The following is a 19031-nucleotide window of genomic DNA, read 5'->3' on the forward strand; positions in this document are numbered from 1 at the left end:
CCTGTTTCACTAACTATTTTTTCTTTCTTTTCTTTGATTTTTTATCACCTTCTCCATAGCTATAATAGTAATATCCATAATACTTACTTGTATCAATATCAAACTTATTAAGAATTACTCCAAGTGTTTTTGCATTTACACTTTGTAGCCTTTCCTTAGCTACTCTTGCTAGTTCAGTATCTACTTCATTAGATGCACATACTAATATAACTCCATCAGCATAAGAAGATATAATAGCTGCATCAGTAACAGAGCCAATTGGAGGTGAATCTATAAAAACATAGTCGTAGTACTCTGAAAGTCCCTTTATTAACGTCTTCATATTATTAGAACTCAGTATTTCTGAAGGATTTGGAGATATTTGACCTGCCGTTAATATATCTAATCTTTCTATCTCAGTTTTTTGTATACACTGGAAATATGGTCTCGATCCTATAAGTGCATCAGTTAAACCATGTAAATTACTTATATTAAATTGCTTATGTAATGACGGTCTTCTTAAATCACAATCTATAACTATAACCTTTTTGTCAAGTCCTGCAAATGATACAGCTAAATTAGATACTGTAGTAGTTTTACCCTCATTTGGCTGAGCGCTAGTTACAAGTATAGTTCTGATATTAGTATCTACATTAGAAAATGCTATATTGGTTCTTATAGTTTTGTATGCTTCTGATACATGAGATTTTTGGTCAACATAAGATGTTATATTATTCACTTCATCCCCTACTTTCTTTTACCTTCCATACTCGGAACTACTCCTAAAACAGGTAAATCTAAATATTTTTCTATATCATTAGGAGTCTTTATTTTGTTGTTCATATATTCTAATAAAAATGTTAAGAATAAACCAATCATCATTCCTAATACTGCTGCTATAGCAACATTCATCATTTTGTTTGGTTTAATAGGATCATTAGGAACTACAGCATAGTCTAAAACCTCAACACTATCTGCCTTGGCTATTCTTCTAACTTCTTTGGCAAATATTTCAGGTATTTTGTTTGCTATTTTGTAGGCTAATTGTGGATTTGTATTTTGAACTTTAATGTTTATTATCTCTGTGTCTTTAACAGAAGAAATTGTAACAGCTTTTGATAATTCTTCATATGTAAGGCTAAGATTTAAATCGTTTCTAACTCTATCTAATACCTTTCTTGATCTTGCTATTTCACCATAAGTTAATGCTAACTTTTGATTTACCATTATATCGTCACTTGTAATTTCCTTATTTTCATCACTTTTAGATTTGTTAACCATTAATGTTGTACCAGTTTCATATGTTGGTTCTAATACATAAAAACTTACAACTCCACTAACTAGTGCAGCTACAACAGTTAGCAATGCTATTATCCAAAATCTTTTCTTGATAATGTCTACATATTCTCTTAAGTCTATTGTTTCTTCCATAATTCTTCCTCCTATTCTAAATCACATAATATTTTTTAATAAATTTTTAATTATACAGTACTTTATATTATTTTATATCGCCCTATTTTCAAAAAACATTAGTTCTGCACAAAAAAATACCCACCTATCCAATTAAACTAGTAATACTAGTATAACTTGAATGGGTGGGTGCACCACTAACTCCACATATTCCAGGTGCCCAGATACAGAATATGTTTCTTAGTTCCATTTATAACTATTTAAGTTTTATATATAAAATCAGACATTTTTTTAAATAATACGACCTTTTCCCCTTTAAAAGTATAACCAACTATCGTACATTTTTCAACAACTTAATGTCTCGGTATTTCGACACTGTTTTACAATATTGATTTTCTTAGAATTATCTAAAAAATTTTTTAAATAAAAAAAATCCCTCTTGGTAAGATAAATTAATCTTCCAAAAGGGATTTGATTTAATTAATGTGCATTTTTGTCTCCAAATAATACAAGAGCTGTTTTGAATATAAGTTTTATATCTATCCATAAATTTCTTTCTCTTATATACTTAAGATCTAGTTCTACCCATTGATCAAAATCTATATCATTTCTTCCACCTACTTGCCAGTAACAAGTAAGCCCTGGAGTAATTGATAATCTTTGCATTTGGTATTCATTATATAGCTCTACTTCCCTAGGTAACGGTGGTCTTGGCCCTACTAAGCTCATCTCACCCTTTAATATATTGAATAACTGAGGTAGCTCATCAATACTAGTCTTTCTTATGAATTTACCCATCTTAGTTATTCTTGGATCATCCTTAATTTTGAATACAGGACCATCCATCTCGTTTTTATCTTGTAAATCTTTTAATAATTCTTCTGCATTATATACCATAGATCTAAACTTGTACATTTTAAAAACTTTGGCATCTTTTCCATTTCTCTCTTGGGCAAAAACTATACCACCTTTAGGATCTTCTAACTTTATTAATATTGATACTATTATAAGTACTGGTGATAAAAGTATAATTCCAAATAAAGATCCTATAATATCAATTAATCTCTTAAAGAATAAGTATATAGCTGAAGTATTAGATACAAGTTCTCTATAATCTAAATTAAATTCAGATCTATTATTAACATCTTTAAGTTTTAATCTATAATCTTCCATTAAACGGCCCCCTATAATTATTATTTGCCTATTATTTATCATTCCTATTATAAGTTTATACATTTCTAAATAATCATGTGCTAATTCTTTTTAAATTATACATACTTAAACTATATAACTCAATACCTTAGCGCTATTTTTTACTTGGGAATATTCACCTTAATTAGTATTCCCATTAATTACAACTATTATTTTTTTACAAATTCAAATATAATTCTACATTATCTTTATAATTATAAACTAATACAGCATATTATTTCAATAATTATATTTTATTTTTCATATTGTGTATTGAATATATCTTTGATTTTCAATATAATTATATAGTTAAGACATAATATAAAAGAAAGAAGGGATAAAATGTCGAAATTAAAAAAGATTGTAGCTACCCTATTTGCTCTAGTTGTTCTTATACCTGCTGCCGGTTTTGGATATATATATTATAAATTAGGTACAATGCATGAAGGTGGAATATCCACTGAAACAGATTTCAAACAAGTAAATGGAATTACAAACATATTACTTGTAGGTATTGATGCTAGAGACTTAAATGAAAGTGGTAGTAGATCTGACTCTATGATGATACTAACAATTGATAAAGCTAATAATAGCCTTAAGCTTACATCACTTGCAAGAGATTCATATGTAGATATCCCAGGTCAAGGAATGCAAAAACTTACCCATGCATATGCTTATGATGGTATAAATACTTTATTAGATACTGTTGAACAAAATTTTGAAATAGATATAGACGGTTATGCTATAGTTAACTTCTTTACATTTATAGATATAATAGACACATTAGATGGAGTAGATGTAACTGTAGATTCTGGAGAAATAAAAGAATTAAATAAGTATATTAGAGAATCTTCTAAGTTTGACCAAAATAAAGATAATGATTCTATAGAATATATAGATTCTGAAGGTACTCATACGCTAAAAGGATATCAAGCATTGGCTTATACTAGAATAAGATATAACGATAGTGCATTTGGTAGAGATGAAAGACAAAGAGAAGTTATACAATCTATGATGAAGAAAGTATCTTCAGCACCAATTACAAAATATCCAGATATTATGAACTCTGTACTTCCTTATGTAAAAACAAGCTTTAGCCCATCACAAATGCTAAACTTAGGATTTACAGTATATAAAATAGGGTTTGATATAAAACAATTACAATTCCCTGTATTAGAACATAGTACTGGTGGTATAGTTGGAAATGATGGATGGGTATTACAATGGGATGAAGATGCTAACCTACCAATACTTCACGACTTTATTTACGAAGACAAACTAAACTAATATAATTAAACACAAAAAACTTCTAGATTTAAAATCTAGAAGTTTTTTTGTTTTATATAAACTTTTTTATTATAGCATCTACTATATACTTACTTGAATTTCCATCTCCATAAGGATTAGATGCCTTACTCATTTTGCTGTACTCTATATCACTAGTTAACAACTCTTTTGTCAACTTATATATTTCCTCTTCATCTGTACCAGCCAACTTTAAAGTTCCTGCAGATACACCCTCTGGTCTTTCAGTAGTATCTCTTAGCACAAGAACTGGCTTACCTAATGATGGAGCTTCTTCTTGTATTCCACCGCTGTCAGTCATTATTATATATGACTTATTTAAAAAATTATGAAAATCAAATACTTCAAGTGGTTCTATAAGATGTACCTTTTGGTTGTCACCTAAAACCTCATCAGCAGCTTCTCTAACCGCTGGATTTAGATGGACAGGATAAACAACCTGTATATCATCAAACTCCGCTATTATCCTTTTAATAGCTCTAAACATATTCTTCATAGGATTTCCTAAATTTTCACGTCTATGAGCAGTTAAAAGAATCATTCTATCATTTCCTATTTTATCAAATATAGGATGATTATAATCATCTTTGACAGTAGTCTTCAATGCATCTATAGCTGTATTTCCAGTAACATATATACTATCTTCTTTTTTACCTTCTTTTAGTAAATTAGACTTAGAAACTTCCGTTGGTGAAAAATGCATATCTGCTATAACACCAGTTACCTGTCTATTTACTTCCTCAGGAAAAGGAGAGTACTTATCATAAGTTCTAAGACCTGCTTCAACATGACCTACAGAAACTTGATTATAAAAAGCTGCCAAACTTCCTGAAAGGGTAGTTGTAGTATCTCCATGAACCAACACTATATCAGGTTTCACATTACATATAACTTCACTTAAACTTTGTAATGCCCTTGTTGTTATATCTACTAAAGTTTGTCCTTGCTTCATTATATTTAGATCATAGTCTGGAGTTATCTTAAAAGTTTCTAGAACTTGATCTAACATCTGACGATGTTGAGCTGTAACACATACTATACTTTCTATCTCTGATCTAGATTCCAGTTCCTTAACTAATGGAGCCATTTTGATAGCCTCTGGTCTAGTACCAAAAATAGTCATTACTTTTATCTTTGACATATTTTCATATCTCCTTTATTTATTACTTCATAAGCTTAACTTTTTTAAGTATAGAATAAATCTTTACTCCCTTAGGCATTTTAACTAACTCATCTTTAGTTATTGCACCTACTAAGAATATACTTATAACGTATACTAACCCACCTATAGCTATAGCTAAAACAGTTACTAATTTAGCACCTAATAAATTACCTAGTATATTATAACTTAATATAACCACTCCACTCATAATAATTACTATTGAAAGTGGCTTTATTAAAAACTCTTTTATAGAAAGACTTACCTTAGCATATTTCTTTATATAATATAACTCATATATAACAGCTATAAGGTATGCAGCGACAGTTCCGAGTGCAGAACCTATAATATTTATACCTGGCATTGATGTTAAAACATAACTTATAACTACCTTAAATAATATACCTATAACTAAACCAATTACAGGTACCATAGGCTTTCCTATACCTTGAAGTATTCCATTTAAAGTTTGCATCAAACCAAGGAATATAACACAAGGTGACAAAGCCAACAATATCATACCTATTGAAGATGGTTCATTAGGATATAACAATTGCATTATAGGTGTTGCCAATGATGCCAATCCAAATGCAGCAGGAAGAACTATATATAAAGTTAACTTTATAGCATTTTTAATTTCTTCCTTAATTCCATTTTCGTCATCTCTAGCATGTAATTGAGATATAGATGGAACTAAACTCATACTCATAGATAAGGTTATTATTGTAGGAAGATTTATAATAGACATAGCCATACCTGTTAACTGACCAAATAATATATTTGCATTTGCATTTGAAAAGCCAGCTACCTCTAATTGTCTTATAACTATAACATTATCTACTATATTTACTAAAGGCATAGCTGCTGCTCCTATAGTTATTGGCACAGCTACTGTTAGTAAACTATTTAATACCTTTGATACATTATCTTTCTCAAAATGATTACTTTTTTCTATATCTCTTTTTATTTCACTTTTCTTTCTAAAATATACAAATATTAAATAAAGCATAGATGCAATAGTTCCTATTGTAGCACCCATTATAGCACCTGCTGCTCCTAGTGATGGTCCATAAGACTTCATTAAGAAATATCCAAGACCTAGTCCTAAAATTACTCTGAATATTTGTTCATTTATTTGGGACATAGCTATATAGCTCATTTCCCTTCTTCCCTGAAAGTACCCTCTATAAGCAGCCATTGCAGGTGCGAACAATAATGCTGGAGATATAGCCAACATAGAATAATATGCATTTTGATTATGCATAACATTATTAACTATATACTTAGAACCAAATAACAATATTAAAAAAGAAACAAACCCAGTTATAATCAATACCATATAAGATACCTTAAATATATTATGGGCTCCTTGATGATCTCCTATAGCCATCTTTTCAGATACTAATTTTGCTAATGCAGTTGGAAACCCTGCAGTTGCCAATGTTAAAAACAATGTATATACAGGATATGCAGCTTGATAATATCCCATACCTTCCGCTCCAATTAAATTTCCAAGAGGTATTCTAAAAAAAGCACCTATTATTTTAACTAATATTCCAGCTAATCCTAGTATAAGGGCACCTTTTAAAAATGAATCTTTACTACTATTATTGTCCATTAATTTGCCTCCATGTTATTTTATGTCAAATTTTAATATATCATATACTTAGATTAAATTAAATACCTGTAACTTAATATTTTAAATAAAAAAACTAGAGATTAGCATTCTCTAGTTTTAGTTCCGTACAATATTTTGTTATATTATTTATAATTTAATTACCATTATTTATAGCTAATAAAATTAATACTAATAGTAACCTTACTTGTTATACCTTTACACCACAAATTTAACATATGTCCTGTCATCGAAACTATTCTGTCCGATAGCCAATCCTTTCGTAGACTTATATAATGAATAACACATTGGGTCTTCAGTTATAATCTTCTTCAAATATGCCTCACTCTTCTCAAGCGTAGGAAAAAGTTTTGGATATCCATCACTAGCTAATACTATTAAATCACCTGTTTTAACACTATATCGCTTCAATGAGTTCATATTAATTTGTCGTCCATTCAATACTGGATATCCCAAATCATCGTCCGTGTTTTCAAAAAGTAGTTGCATTTCTAAAAATGGCAGTATCAATTCTCTTCCTCTGTCATATTTTGTTAGTTCTTCAAGGTTCACTCCACTTTTTAGAAAACCCTTGATTGCCATTGAACGAATTTCTGAGTTCAAATAATCTATTTTTTTAGAATGTGTATAAGTTTCTTCATTTATCATACATTGACAATCGCCAAATGCCCATATTTCTTTATAATAGTTGCTAAAAACAATAATCGATGCACGTAAGTATTCTTTTATTTCATCCTCAGTTTTTACATTAATAAATTCTTCAGATAATACCCTATTTAAATTAGACAATAGTTGTTTCGCATCAATATTAAATGGTGCATCTACCAGATAATTTAAAATAATATTTTTTGCATATACCCCACTTGTAAAACCATTCCATAGATGCGTTCCTTTTGATGTGACACCATCAATGACAGCAATAAAATGCTCATTTATAAATATTCCGTCTTCACAAAAATTCTGGTCTTGTTTTTTACCAACTATAAGATGTTCAATTATTCTCACTAGTGTTTACTTCCTTCTTTTTTTCTTTGAAATATTTTATTAATATAACAATGGCAGCTGAAGCACTTGGCATAGTTAAATATTGTTTTTTATTGTAAATAATTAATTCTGGAAAAATAAGGATTTCCCCAAGTTTATCAATATCGATAAAAATAAGTTTATTTCCATCCTTTTTTAGTTTACTTTGTAAGTATTTTTTATTTTTCCTTTTATTATCAGTATCAAATAATTCTTTTATTTCTTCCGATGATTTCTTTATTTTTACATAAAACAATAACTGAGGCTTACCTCCTTCTACTAAATCACGATAAATAGCAATAATATTTTTTGAAGAAAATTCATAACAGTCATTTGGAATACTTAGTTCATCCTCTAGTTCTTTCTCCATACTATTTATTAGCATAGCTTCTGTAAAATTTTTATTATCATCTAAAGCATACATCGTTTTTAAAGATGCTCCTATACTATTCCCCAATGTTCCTTTTCCAATCGAAACATCATTATTTCTCTGCACAAAAATAATCTTACCATCTGAAGTTTCAACAAAGCCATTGAATCCTAAATGATTAGAAAGTTTCGATTCACTTAATGAATGTACATATGGACCATAGTCTAGCAATTCTCTATTCGAACTCTTTAAGCCCCACTTATAATCCATAGCTCGATTCGTCACAAGTGAATCAAAATATGTAGTACGTGAAGTTTCTAGTGTTAGCAAGTTTTTTTCAGAATCAAATTTATAATTGTCCAACCTAATATTTAATTGGTTGTAAACATCTGAAAACTCATGTGCCTTCATAATTGTCTCGTAATTATCTTTAATAATTTCTGGTAATTTATATTGCTTATCTTTTGAGTCTATAACATTTATATTAGTTTCAATTAGTAACTGTTCTAATATAACAGGAATTTTTATAGGATTTTTATTATTCTCTTTAATTATTTTTCTAAATAACTTTATATTAGGTTCCTGTTTATTGTTATAGGTTATCATCTCTTGGCATGGATACTGTTTAATTAATATGTCATAGTCATCCGACAACTTGATGACATCCTCGATCTTCTTTCGCAAACATTTTGAAATTAAATTTGTAGATACATTCACAATAAAGGCAATAATTATTGCAATAAATACTGTTAAATCAATTTTACTAAAAAATTTCCATATGTTTAATTTTAATACCCAACATAAAATAGCAATAAATACTAACATAAAGAAAAACTCAATCATAGGTTCAGTAAATGCTTTATACAAGTATTTAAAAAGTGATTTTTTTATTTTACTCAATATGTAGTCTCCTTTGTAAAAATCTGTATTTTATAAATATTATATCACGACAAAATATTAGTTATATAGTTGAAATAAGATTTTGAATATTAGATTCTGAAATATATTGAATAGTTTAGCAGGTAACATAAAATTTTATAAGTATATTTTTGTATTTCGTAAAAGTCAGCTGACAATTGAATAAAAAAGGCATTGACTCTTTGGTCAATACCTTTTTGTGGATTTCAATGGTGGGGCGAATCGTAGGAGTCCTATCCACGATTTTTGATATTTAATTTTTCCTAAAGTTCTTATTTTACTCTACTTAATGTCACTACCGCTTCTGCTCTTGTTATTTTACCTTTTGGTCTAAATGTTCCATCACTATATCCGCTCATATAGCCTTTTTCTATCATACCTTCTACTGAGTTTTTAGCCCAACTAGACACTTGACCTTTGTCTTTATATTGATTTATTTTATCATGATTTGCATCTGCTAATTTCTTGTAGTTAGATATCATTACAGATGCTTCTTCTCTTGTTATCGGATCATTTGGCTTAAATTGTGTTGCTGTTTTACCATTACATACACCATTACTTACAGCTACATCTATTTCATTTTTAGCCCAGTGAGTTTTAGTATCGCTAAATATCTTTCCACTTTTTGTAGTTAATCCAAATGCTTTATTAAATATTGTTACAAACTCAGCTCTAGTTATTGAGTTATTTGGCCTAAATGTTCCATCAGTATACCCACCTACATATCCCTTATTTATAAAATCCATTATTGATGATTCTGCCCAATGCCCTTGTATATCTTTAAAGCCTATAGTTACTTTTACTTCCTTTACAACTGTATTTCCGTCACTATCGCTTACTGTATATACCACTTTATAAATTCCTACTTTGCTTGGATCCACTGTATTTTCTACTATTTCTATTTTATCTGTTATATTTCCATCTTCTTCATCTGTTGCTATAACTCCATCCATTGGACCAAACTCTTCTCCAACTTTTATTGTTATGTCACTTGCACTTATTACTGGTTTTTTATTACTTACAGTAACAGTTTTCGGTAAAGATTTATATTCATCCTTACTGATTTCTACTACTATATTGGTATCTAGTTTTTGAGGTGGTATATTTATGGTGAAATTTTCTGTTGTATCTATAACAACTGAGTCTCCTATTTGGTTTCCATCAACATAAGCACTTACAGTTGCATCATATACTCCTTTTCCTGTAATAGATGATGATGTTACTTTTACATTATTAACAGTAAAATTAGTAAACTCTCTTTGATTTTCTGCTTTTTCATTTATTAAACTTACACTCGATGAATTTACATATCCATTCAAATTCCAATTATAAATTTCCGGATTTACTTCATTTATAGGTACTTGTCTATCTGGATACATTGCTACTCTATCATTTGATTGTGATAATACTATTACAGGCTCTCCTATCTGACCATTATAATTACCAATGAAATAACGATCTTTTACTATATCATATAAAGATTTACCATTAATATCTTTAACTGTATCTATCGATGTATATATACCGATTTGATGTCTATTATATTCTATTAAAGGTTTTTCTCCACTTATATATCTGTCCATTTCATATATATAATCTGCAGCTTTTTCTGACCAAAATGGATCAGTTCCATATCTTACATTAATACCTGTACCTTTGTTTCCTAAACTAGAACCGTTATAGTTGCTAGATTTAGGATTTAAAAATTGACCATGCATCCACTCTTTTGCAAAATTTTCTATACATGACTCTATATTTTCAAATGTATAACCTGTAATTGAACCATTATCATATACTCCTAATCCAAATATATTATTTTTCTCAAATGCAATATTAGAAATCCCTATATTTGATTCATTCATAGCAATTCCAAGTATTAAATTTGCACTTACGCCGTATTTATTTTGCGCATCTACAATAGCCTTTCCTTTATTCCTCAAAACACTGTTTTTAAACTTGTCATTTAAGTCTATCTTATTTTCTATGTAATCATTTATTTCTTCTACTGAATATATGCTCTTCTGTCTTGCTGATATATATGTATAATAATTATAATATGGATTGTCCTTATTTACTGCATTATCGTGATTATTATTTTTCAAATCATTTAATAAATCATTTATATTATTATAAAAATATTTACAATCATAACTGTAGTATTTCTTGCCAACTTCCATAAAAGAAGGTGCAACCCCTATAGTTCTAATATTTCCTTTACCACTATTCTCTACATCATAACTTATATAATGGTTTAAACTTCTTTTATCATTTTTAGTAATATCACTTGTAGTATAATAACTAAGATTGTTAGCTTGATTTATAGGTACATATATTATGTTAACTCCTTTATCATCTTCTTTATCTACCCATCCAGTTAACCCGTTAACTTGTACCTTAACTCTATTTCCACTATCTTGTATAATAGGAACATCGTCTATAAATCCATGATTAATACCGGCAAAATCATAAATTGTTGTTGAACTTCTATATATCTTAGTTGTATAATTGTTGTAATCTGCCTCTCCATAATCTACAACTCTTCCATCAATAATCTTTACAATTCTTCCTATAGCCTCAGTTGCATAAACCACTAATCCATCTTTATTTATTACGGCTGGAATAACATTTCCTTCTACATTATTTTTTGCATTGTTAGCAATTTCAATAGCTTGTTCTATTGTATCAGTACTATCTAGGTATGTATAATCTCCATTTTCATATGCCAGTGCTATTTCATAGTTAGAATCTGTCATTAACTTTATATAGCTTATATTAGACAATGCATTTAAGTCATCGTTAACTTCCTCAGGTATATCATGATTTTCTTGTAGACTAAGGCTTTTTATAGACAGTCTTTTTTGTTTTTCATACTTTTCTCCAACTAAACTATTTTGTTCCATTTGACTTGAGTTATTTTCAGTTGCATATAATTTGTGATTTAATCCAAACGTACCAAATACTAATAAAAGTATCAGTATTACTTTTATTTTTTTCATATAGTTTTTCCCCCCAATATTCAACCTAAATATACTTATTAAGCAATATAATATCATTATATTTATTAGTTTCTTTACCATTTTAACAAAATATGGTTATATTGTATATTTTAATCAAGAATTTTTGAATAATATAAATTTCATATATCGAAAAATACCAACTATGTTAATTTTAAATAAAAAAAGTCGTATATAATACGACTTTTCAGAGTGGAGGCAATCCTCGTTTGATCCCTCATAATTTATTATTTTGAGAATAATGCTATGGCTTTCTTTGCTGTTTCCATAGCAGAATCCTTAAGCTTCTTTGAACTCTTTTCTAACTCTTCTTGCATTAACTTATGATTTTCTAATATATACTTAGCTTTATCTGCTAAATCCTCAGGATTCCATTCTTCATCTACACTACCTATACAAGGTTGGTTTACTAAATTTAAAAAAGAATCTATTTTAGGATCATATGATATACCTATCATAGGTGTATTAACAGTTGCTGCAAATATTAAAGCATGTAACCTCATCCCTATTATTAACTTTGAAAGCTTTATACATAGTATTTTTTCTTCTATAGTTGCATTACCTGGAAATACTTCTGCTTTTTCTTTCATCATATTTACTACATCTTTAGAAATCTTTTCATCATGTTCTCCATGCATAGGAACAAATACTATTTCTACTCCGGTTCTAGCTATATTATCACATGATTTAGCTACTTTCCCAAGAAAATCAGTTTTTGCCTTACTCCAATCACGAACACTTATAGTAACAAAATTTCTTCCCTTATATTTATCACATATACTAGATTCAAAGCCTTCTATACTAAATCCCATTACAGGATCTGGAACTATATCTATACTATCTTTAACACCTATACTTCTAACTAACTCTAAGGATTCATTATCTCTTAAAGTTATAACATTTGATTTATTTAAGAAATATCCAGCTATCTTCTTATTAAAATCTCTATCTATAGGACCTACTCCTTGTGCATATATGAACACAGGTTTTCTAGCCATTTTTGCCAGTCCTATTATAGATGTATAATAAGTTATAGGTCTTGCACTAGTAGCATCCTGTAGTAAACTACCTCCTCCACTAATCAAACCATCACTTTTCATTAATTCATTATATATCTTAGGTAGATTCCACCTATTAATTGCATCTACATTATAAGTCTTCTTTGTATGTTCTATATCATTAGATAAAACTGTAATCTTAATATCAGGATCTTGTACTCTAAGAGAGTTGATAATTGATTTTAGAATAGCTTCATCTCCAATATTATGATATCCGTAGTATCCAGAAATTACTAAACGCATATTAGGCCTCCTTAGTAAACTTCTTCATTATATTTAAAATTATTATATAAATAATGCCTACTATAGCGCCAAAAATAACACCGTATGCAGATCTTATTAGTGAATATAAAAATGGAGTATGCAAATGAGTAAATGAATTTACTGTAGACATTGTAGCAATAGCTCCAAGTGCCATAACAAATCGAGAATACTCAAATTTTTTCTTATATAAATAATATCCTATTAATAGCATTGGGTAACCTAATATAAATTCTTTGGTTCTAGGTCTAGCATACAATATTTCTTCTAACATAGTACGAATATAAAGCTCAAATTCACTGGCATTTCCTGAATTTCCACTTCTATTTATATATATATATCCTACTAAAATTACAATAACAATACCTATATAATGATACCACTTAAGTCTCTTTATAATATTTGAAACTTTTATTGATCTAATATCCATATCTTTATCATCAATTAAAGCCCATAAAGCTATTAATATAGGAGGCAATACATATAAAAGTTTGACTCCAGCAAATGCTTGTAACTTAAGCATATAGCCCGTTCCATACATTATACAACTAACTATAATTCCTGCACATAATGCTAATATTGAACTATATATATATTTGACTGCTATAGAATTTATTTTACTTTTCCAAGGGATAATTATAGCTAACACAGCACCTACTATTGCACTAAACAATGCATATAATTTTATAGCTATATTTACTTGTAATATAATAGTAGCTAATGCAAATATAAACACTATAGCTGCTGACATTATAGATAGCTTATTATCTTTTAATATACTTAAAGCTATTAAACCTACCATAGATGATACACTAAGCGCTATAAATACCTCAGATATCAAGTATCTATCCATCTTAGGTATAGGTTTGGCTATTCCTATGTTAAATATATTATCTAACTGCCCTTTAACTCCGTCTATACTATCTAATGCTGTTTCTACACTAGTATCTATAGTTTCATGAGTGCTATAGTCAATAAAATCCTTTAAAACTATTACTGACATATTTCTTTCTTTTACAGCCCTAGCAATTCTTGCTTCTAACTCATATTCTGTTAAATCTGTTTCATTTACGCGTACTTCATGTCCCCTTATTGTATTGCCTAAACCATTTTCTAAATAAGGATTCAATCCAGTTTTTGTTTGAAACTCAGTTGTAACTAAAGATATATCATTTTCTTTAAACTCTTCTAAATATTTATCATTATTTTTAGGAAACCCTATTACTTCTGCTCCCCTTAATTGAACTTTATCTATATTGTATTCTTTAGATAAATCAATTATTTGACTTACAATTATATCTTGGATTCCTTTTTCCTCTACATTAGTAACCCCAATCATAGGTACAAAATCTTTGTCTTGTACAGTTTTTATACCTTTATTGTCTATAAAAAATTTAGTAGTTAATATTGGATTTAGTAATTGATTTTCATATTCGTTGGCATATGTACTAATAGGTAAATTAATATAAAAGAATATATCTTTATTATCTTCTATGCTTTTGCATCCTTTAAAATATTGTTTCATTACATCTATTTCTTTATTAAGGAAATCAGCTTTCCCTAATCTAACAACTATATGATTTTTGTTTGCGTCTTTTGTTAAAGAACTATTTATTTCATAGTCCTCTTCAAATTCAGTTACATTCATATATTCTATATCTCTATATTTTGATAAGTACTCTAGGTTTACATTATTAAACACTACAGTAGATATCTTTTGTTTTTTCATATCTTTATAAAATCTATTTAAATCACCTTCTTCTAGATCTACAATAGACTTCATATCTATAGCTACTTCATAAGTTGAATTTGATACTTCATACTTTATACGATTAAATATAATTGGACTCCCCGCAATTAATCCAATTACAAATAAACATAAAAATATTTGCTTTATATTTTTCTTCACCAAACCACCTCCCTATTTTATTACTTATCTTTATTTTTAAGTCTTTCAGCCATAACTGCCATAACAAACCTTGGATATGCAGTTGATCTTCCTATTCTCTTTGGGTCACTTACAATTCTATATAACCATTCTAAATTAAGATTTATCCATATTTCAGGTGCTCTTTTTACATTTCCTGAGATAACATCAAAGCTACCTCCTACCCCCATAAACATACCTTTATCAACATGATCTAAAACTTTTACTATCCATTCATCTTGAAGTGGACATCCTTTGGCAACAAATATATAATCAGGCTTTAAATCTATAACTTCATTCATAATCTTGTTATCACTATCGTCATGGTATCCATGGTGATATCCTATTATATTTAACTTTGGATATTTTTCCTTTAGTATATTTACCATTTTTTCAATTGTCTCAGGCTTTGCCCCATAAAAATAAACTTTTTTATTATTTTTTTCTGCACTTTGTATTAAATCAACCATTAATTCAACACCAGGTATACGTTCAGGTATATGTTTATTAAGGAGTTTAGCTCCCTTTACTACACCTATACCATCTGGAATTATGTAAGTAGCTTTTTTTGATAAATCAGCATAATGTTGATTTTCTTTGGTGTAAATAGCTATTTCAGCATTTGCAGTTATTACAAAAGTTTTTTGTTCATTATTAACTCTTTGTTCAATTAAGTCTAACAACTCATTTCTCTTTACACTTAAAAAATTAATATCAAGTATATCTACGTATTTTTCCTTCATATGTTCACATCTCCTAATGATTAAATGTCCTTGGTTTTATAAATAGAAATGCTAATCTATTATTTCGTAATTAGATTAGCATAGCAAGTTCTTTTTAACTTTTATTCTTTTATGTCAGATGCCTTTACTACCTTTAATAATGTCATTGCTATAATGTATATATCTAATTTTACATTTCTTTTAGTTGCATATTCATAGTCGTATTTAACTTTAGTTTCTATATTTATAGAATCTCTTCCATTAATTTGTGCTAACCCAGTTATTCCTGGCAACACTTGATCAACACCATGAGCTCTTCTTAGCTCTAAAAGGTCGTTTTCTATTTCTATAACTGGTCTAGGTCCAACTATACTCATGTTACCTTTTATGATATTGAGTAATTGAGGTAGTTCATCAATACTTGTTTTTCTTATTAACTTTCCTATTTTTGTAACATACATATCTAAATTATTAAAATCCTTTGTAGCTAAATTAGGCGCATCTATTTTCATACTTCTAAATTTATATATATTAAATGGCTTGCTATCTTTTCCTATACGAGTTTGTTTGAATATTATCGGTCCAGGTGATTCAACCTTAATTAATATTGCTACTAAAATTAATATTGGGCAAAGTAATACAATTCCGCATAATGAACCTATAATATCTATACTTCTTTTCATTGTATTATCAACCTTTTTATACATTTTTGATTTCTCCATATTATAACTATTTTAATATTATACTTAATAGTTATAATTTTTGTATATAAAGGTAAACTTATACTTATTTTCTGATAATTTTTGTAATATTCGCGCCTTAAATTTTATCATTTTTTTGCATTCTTGTATATGTATTTAGTTATTTTTTTACAAATTTATACATATCGTTATATATAATTTGTAATTAAAAGAATAAAAACACTTAACTAATATAGTTAAGTGCTTTTAAAAGAATTATATTTAGTTTTCTAAATCTATAGTGCTAGGTTTTGGATCTGGGTCTGGAATAATTACTACTGGTCTATTATTAAATATTCGATTTATTGTTATTAACGCCTCTGCTCTTGTTATTTTTTCTTTTGGTCTAAATGTTCCATCTCCATATCCAAGCATAAATACCTTTTCTATTAGGCCTTCCACAGAGCTTTTCGCCCAACTAGATATTTGGCCACTATCTTTATATGTAGTTATCTTATCGTGATTTTCATCTGCTAATTTCTTATAATTAGCTAACATTACACATGCTTCTTCCCTTGTTATTAAATCATTTGGTTTAAATTCTGTTGCCGATTTACCATTACATACTCCATTAGTTACTGCTATATCTATTTCATTTTTAGCCCAGTGAGTTTTTGTATCATCAAATACTTTTCCACTTTTATTAGTTAATCCAAATACTTTATTAAATATCTTTACAAATTCAGCTCTATTTATTGAGTTATTTGGTTTAAATGACCCATCACTATATCCAGTTACATATCCCTTGTCTATAAATTCTTGTATGTATTCCTTTGCCCAGTGATCGACCCAATCATTTACAGCATAGCTATCATTTTTAATTCCTATACCTGTAAAACATAATACTGTTATTAATATTCCAAGTATAGATTTATTTAGTTTTTGAACCATTATATTCCTCCCTTTATAACAATATAATCATTATTTAGTAATTTGTTCGATCTTTGTGGAAAAGAATCTCACCTGTAGATTCCACCTTTACGTCAAGTTCTATACTAGAATCAAAAACAGAAGTTACACCCATATTATAATATGTAATCCAGATTTGAGAATCCTTCATATAAATTTCTACATCACTAGCTGAACCATCCAAAGGCTGAATCCATCCCGGGTTCTCAGATACGATAACACTCATATAGCCGTCCCCTTTTTTTCTAAATAAGGCATTAGGATTTTTAGGAGTTGGAATACTTTGTATTGATGAAAAATCACTGTATCCTTTTCCAGTTTCAGTAGTTGTGTATGCTTTAACTTTATAGTAATAAGTTTTATTTATTGTAAGTCCAGTGTCATTGTAACTTGGTTGAGTAGTTGTTGATATCTTTGTATAGGGACCTGCTCCTGATGTTGCTCTATATAAATCATACCATTCTGCTCCTTCTACCGCTCGCCAGCTCACATTAGCATTGGCACTAGTACTATTTGAAGATGTTGTTGCTTCTATTGATACAGGTTCTGGTAGTGCAGGTCCTGGACCTACTACTCTACTTAAAGTAACTACTGTTTCAGCCCTTGTTATTTTAGCGTTATATTTAAATTCCCCACTTCCTACTCCCATATATCCTTTTTCTATTACACCTTCTACTGAACTTTTAGCCCAACTAGATACTCGTTCGCCATCAGCATATCCCATTAATTTATCTAAATAATTATCTGCTATTTTTTTATAATTTGCTATCATTACTGCTGCTTCTTCTCTTGTTATTGGATCATTTGGCTTAAACTCTGTTGCTGATTTTCCGTTACATACTCCATTAGTTACCGCTATATCTATTTCGTATTTTGCCCAGTGAGTTTTTGTATCGTTAAATACTTTTCCACTTTTATTAGTTAATCCAAATACTTTATTAAATATCTTTACAAATTCTCCCCTTGTTATTGAGTTATTTGGTCTAAATGTTCCATCGCTATATCCACCTATATATCCTTTTTCCATAAACTCTTGTATATTGTCGTTTGCCCAGTGATTACTCCAATCGTTTGTGGCTGCATATGAATTTGAAAGGCTAAATACACTTGCAACAGTAACTAAGCTTATAGCTAAACTTATTATTTTCTTAAATATTCTGTTTGTCTTCATTGATATTCTCCTCTCAATTTATTAAAAATCCCTTTAATAAAATTCTATATCCGACATTATTCTCCTTTAATTAACTTATTTTTCAAGCTCAAAAACACCTATAAAATAATGAACTGAAAATTGAAGGAGGTATTTTTGCAGGTAAAAACTCAACTAAACCGAAAAAAAGCTGTTGAGATAAATCTTCTCAACAGCTTCTAAAGTCTTACTTCTATGAAAAAGATAGACCTCTATTTCA

15 protein-coding genes and 1 riboswitch are annotated in these 19031 nt (G+C 28.7%); of the genes, 1 reads left to right on the forward strand and 14 read right to left on the reverse strand.

The window, feature by feature from the left end; genetic code table 11:
* Positions 1-13: 13 nt before the first annotated feature.
* The 3 genes from ACUSRV_RS02475 to ACUSRV_RS02485 form a co-directional block, all read right to left on the reverse strand.
* On the reverse strand, positions 14-718 hold the full coding sequence (locus ACUSRV_RS02475) for a CpsD/CapB family tyrosine-protein kinase (RefSeq protein WP_490140328.1): 705 nt from the start codon (positions 716-718) through the stop codon (positions 14-16).
* Between the two features lie 8 nt (positions 719-726).
* A complete protein-coding gene (locus ACUSRV_RS02480) occupies positions 727-1410 on the reverse strand; it encodes a YveK family protein (protein WP_490140329.1) in 684 nt (227 codons plus the stop codon).
* 153 nt (positions 1411-1563) lie between these two features.
* Positions 1564-1646: riboswitch (cyclic di-GMP riboswitch) on the reverse strand.
* Positions 1647-1869: 223 nt separating this feature from the next.
* Positions 1870-2562: a sugar transferase gene (locus ACUSRV_RS02485; protein WP_490140330.1), complete on the reverse strand. Its 693-nt coding sequence runs from the start codon at positions 2560-2562 to the stop codon at positions 1870-1872.
* A gap of 360 nt (positions 2563-2922) precedes the next feature.
* On the opposite strand from ACUSRV_RS02485, the gene ACUSRV_RS02490 reads away from it, so the two are divergent.
* Entirely contained in the window at positions 2923-3867 is a 945-nt protein-coding gene (locus tag ACUSRV_RS02490; protein ID WP_490140331.1) for an LCP family protein, read from the forward strand.
* 52 nt (positions 3868-3919) lie between these two features.
* Here ACUSRV_RS02490 and wecB read toward each other — a convergent pair whose 3' ends face one another.
* The 11 genes from wecB to ACUSRV_RS02545 form a co-directional block, all read right to left on the reverse strand.
* Positions 3920-5026: a non-hydrolyzing UDP-N-acetylglucosamine 2-epimerase gene (gene wecB / locus ACUSRV_RS02495; RefSeq protein ID WP_490140332.1), complete on the reverse strand. Its 1107-nt coding sequence runs from the start codon at positions 5024-5026 to the stop codon at positions 3920-3922.
* A gap of 22 nt (positions 5027-5048) precedes the next feature.
* Entirely contained in the window at positions 5049-6662 is a 1614-nt protein-coding gene (locus ACUSRV_RS02500) for a putative polysaccharide biosynthesis protein (RefSeq protein WP_490140333.1), read from the reverse strand.
* A 216-nt stretch (positions 6663-6878) separates the two neighbouring features.
* Complete coding sequence (locus ACUSRV_RS02505; protein WP_490140334.1) at positions 6879-7685, reverse strand: hypothetical protein; 807 nt, start codon at positions 7683-7685, stop codon at positions 6879-6881.
* A complete protein-coding gene (locus tag ACUSRV_RS02510; protein WP_490140335.1) occupies positions 7672-8973 on the reverse strand; it encodes a hypothetical protein in 1302 nt (433 codons plus the stop codon). The genes ACUSRV_RS02505 and ACUSRV_RS02510 overlap by 14 nt, the downstream gene beginning before the upstream one ends.
* 290 nt (positions 8974-9263) lie before the next feature.
* Positions 9264-11987 (reverse strand): S-layer homology domain-containing protein, encoded by a 2724-nt coding sequence (locus ACUSRV_RS02515; RefSeq protein ID WP_490140336.1) that lies wholly within the window; start codon positions 11985-11987, stop codon positions 9264-9266.
* Positions 11988-12232: 245 nt separating this feature from the next.
* The gene (gene csaB / locus ACUSRV_RS02520; protein WP_490140337.1) at positions 12233-13306 is read right to left on the reverse strand and encodes a polysaccharide pyruvyl transferase CsaB; all 1074 of its coding nucleotides are present in this window, start codon (positions 13304-13306) and stop codon (positions 12233-12235) included.
* A 1-nt stretch (position 13307) separates the two neighbouring features.
* Positions 13308-15233 carry a DUF5693 family protein gene (locus tag ACUSRV_RS02525; RefSeq protein WP_490140338.1) on the reverse strand — a complete coding sequence of 642 codons (1926 nt, stop codon included), beginning with the start codon at positions 15231-15233 and terminating at the stop codon, positions 13308-13310.
* A gap of 20 nt (positions 15234-15253) precedes the next feature.
* Positions 15254-15994, reverse strand: a complete 741-nt coding sequence (locus ACUSRV_RS02530) for a WecB/TagA/CpsF family glycosyltransferase (RefSeq protein WP_490140339.1) — start codon at positions 15992-15994, stop codon at positions 15254-15256.
* A 101-nt stretch (positions 15995-16095) separates the two neighbouring features.
* Positions 16096-16680 carry a sugar transferase gene (locus tag ACUSRV_RS02535; protein ID WP_490140340.1) on the reverse strand — a complete coding sequence of 195 codons (585 nt, stop codon included), beginning with the start codon at positions 16678-16680 and terminating at the stop codon, positions 16096-16098.
* A 255-nt stretch (positions 16681-16935) separates the two neighbouring features.
* Positions 16936-17604: an S-layer homology domain-containing protein gene (locus ACUSRV_RS02540; RefSeq protein WP_490140341.1), complete on the reverse strand. Its 669-nt coding sequence runs from the start codon at positions 17602-17604 to the stop codon at positions 16936-16938.
* A gap of 34 nt (positions 17605-17638) precedes the next feature.
* The gene (locus tag ACUSRV_RS02545) at positions 17639-18793 is read right to left on the reverse strand and encodes an S-layer homology domain-containing protein (protein ID WP_490140342.1); all 1155 of its coding nucleotides are present in this window, start codon (positions 18791-18793) and stop codon (positions 17639-17641) included.
* Between the last annotated feature and the right edge of the window lie 238 nt (positions 18794-19031).

The organism is Sporacetigenium sp. TC11 (assembly GCF_058146105.1).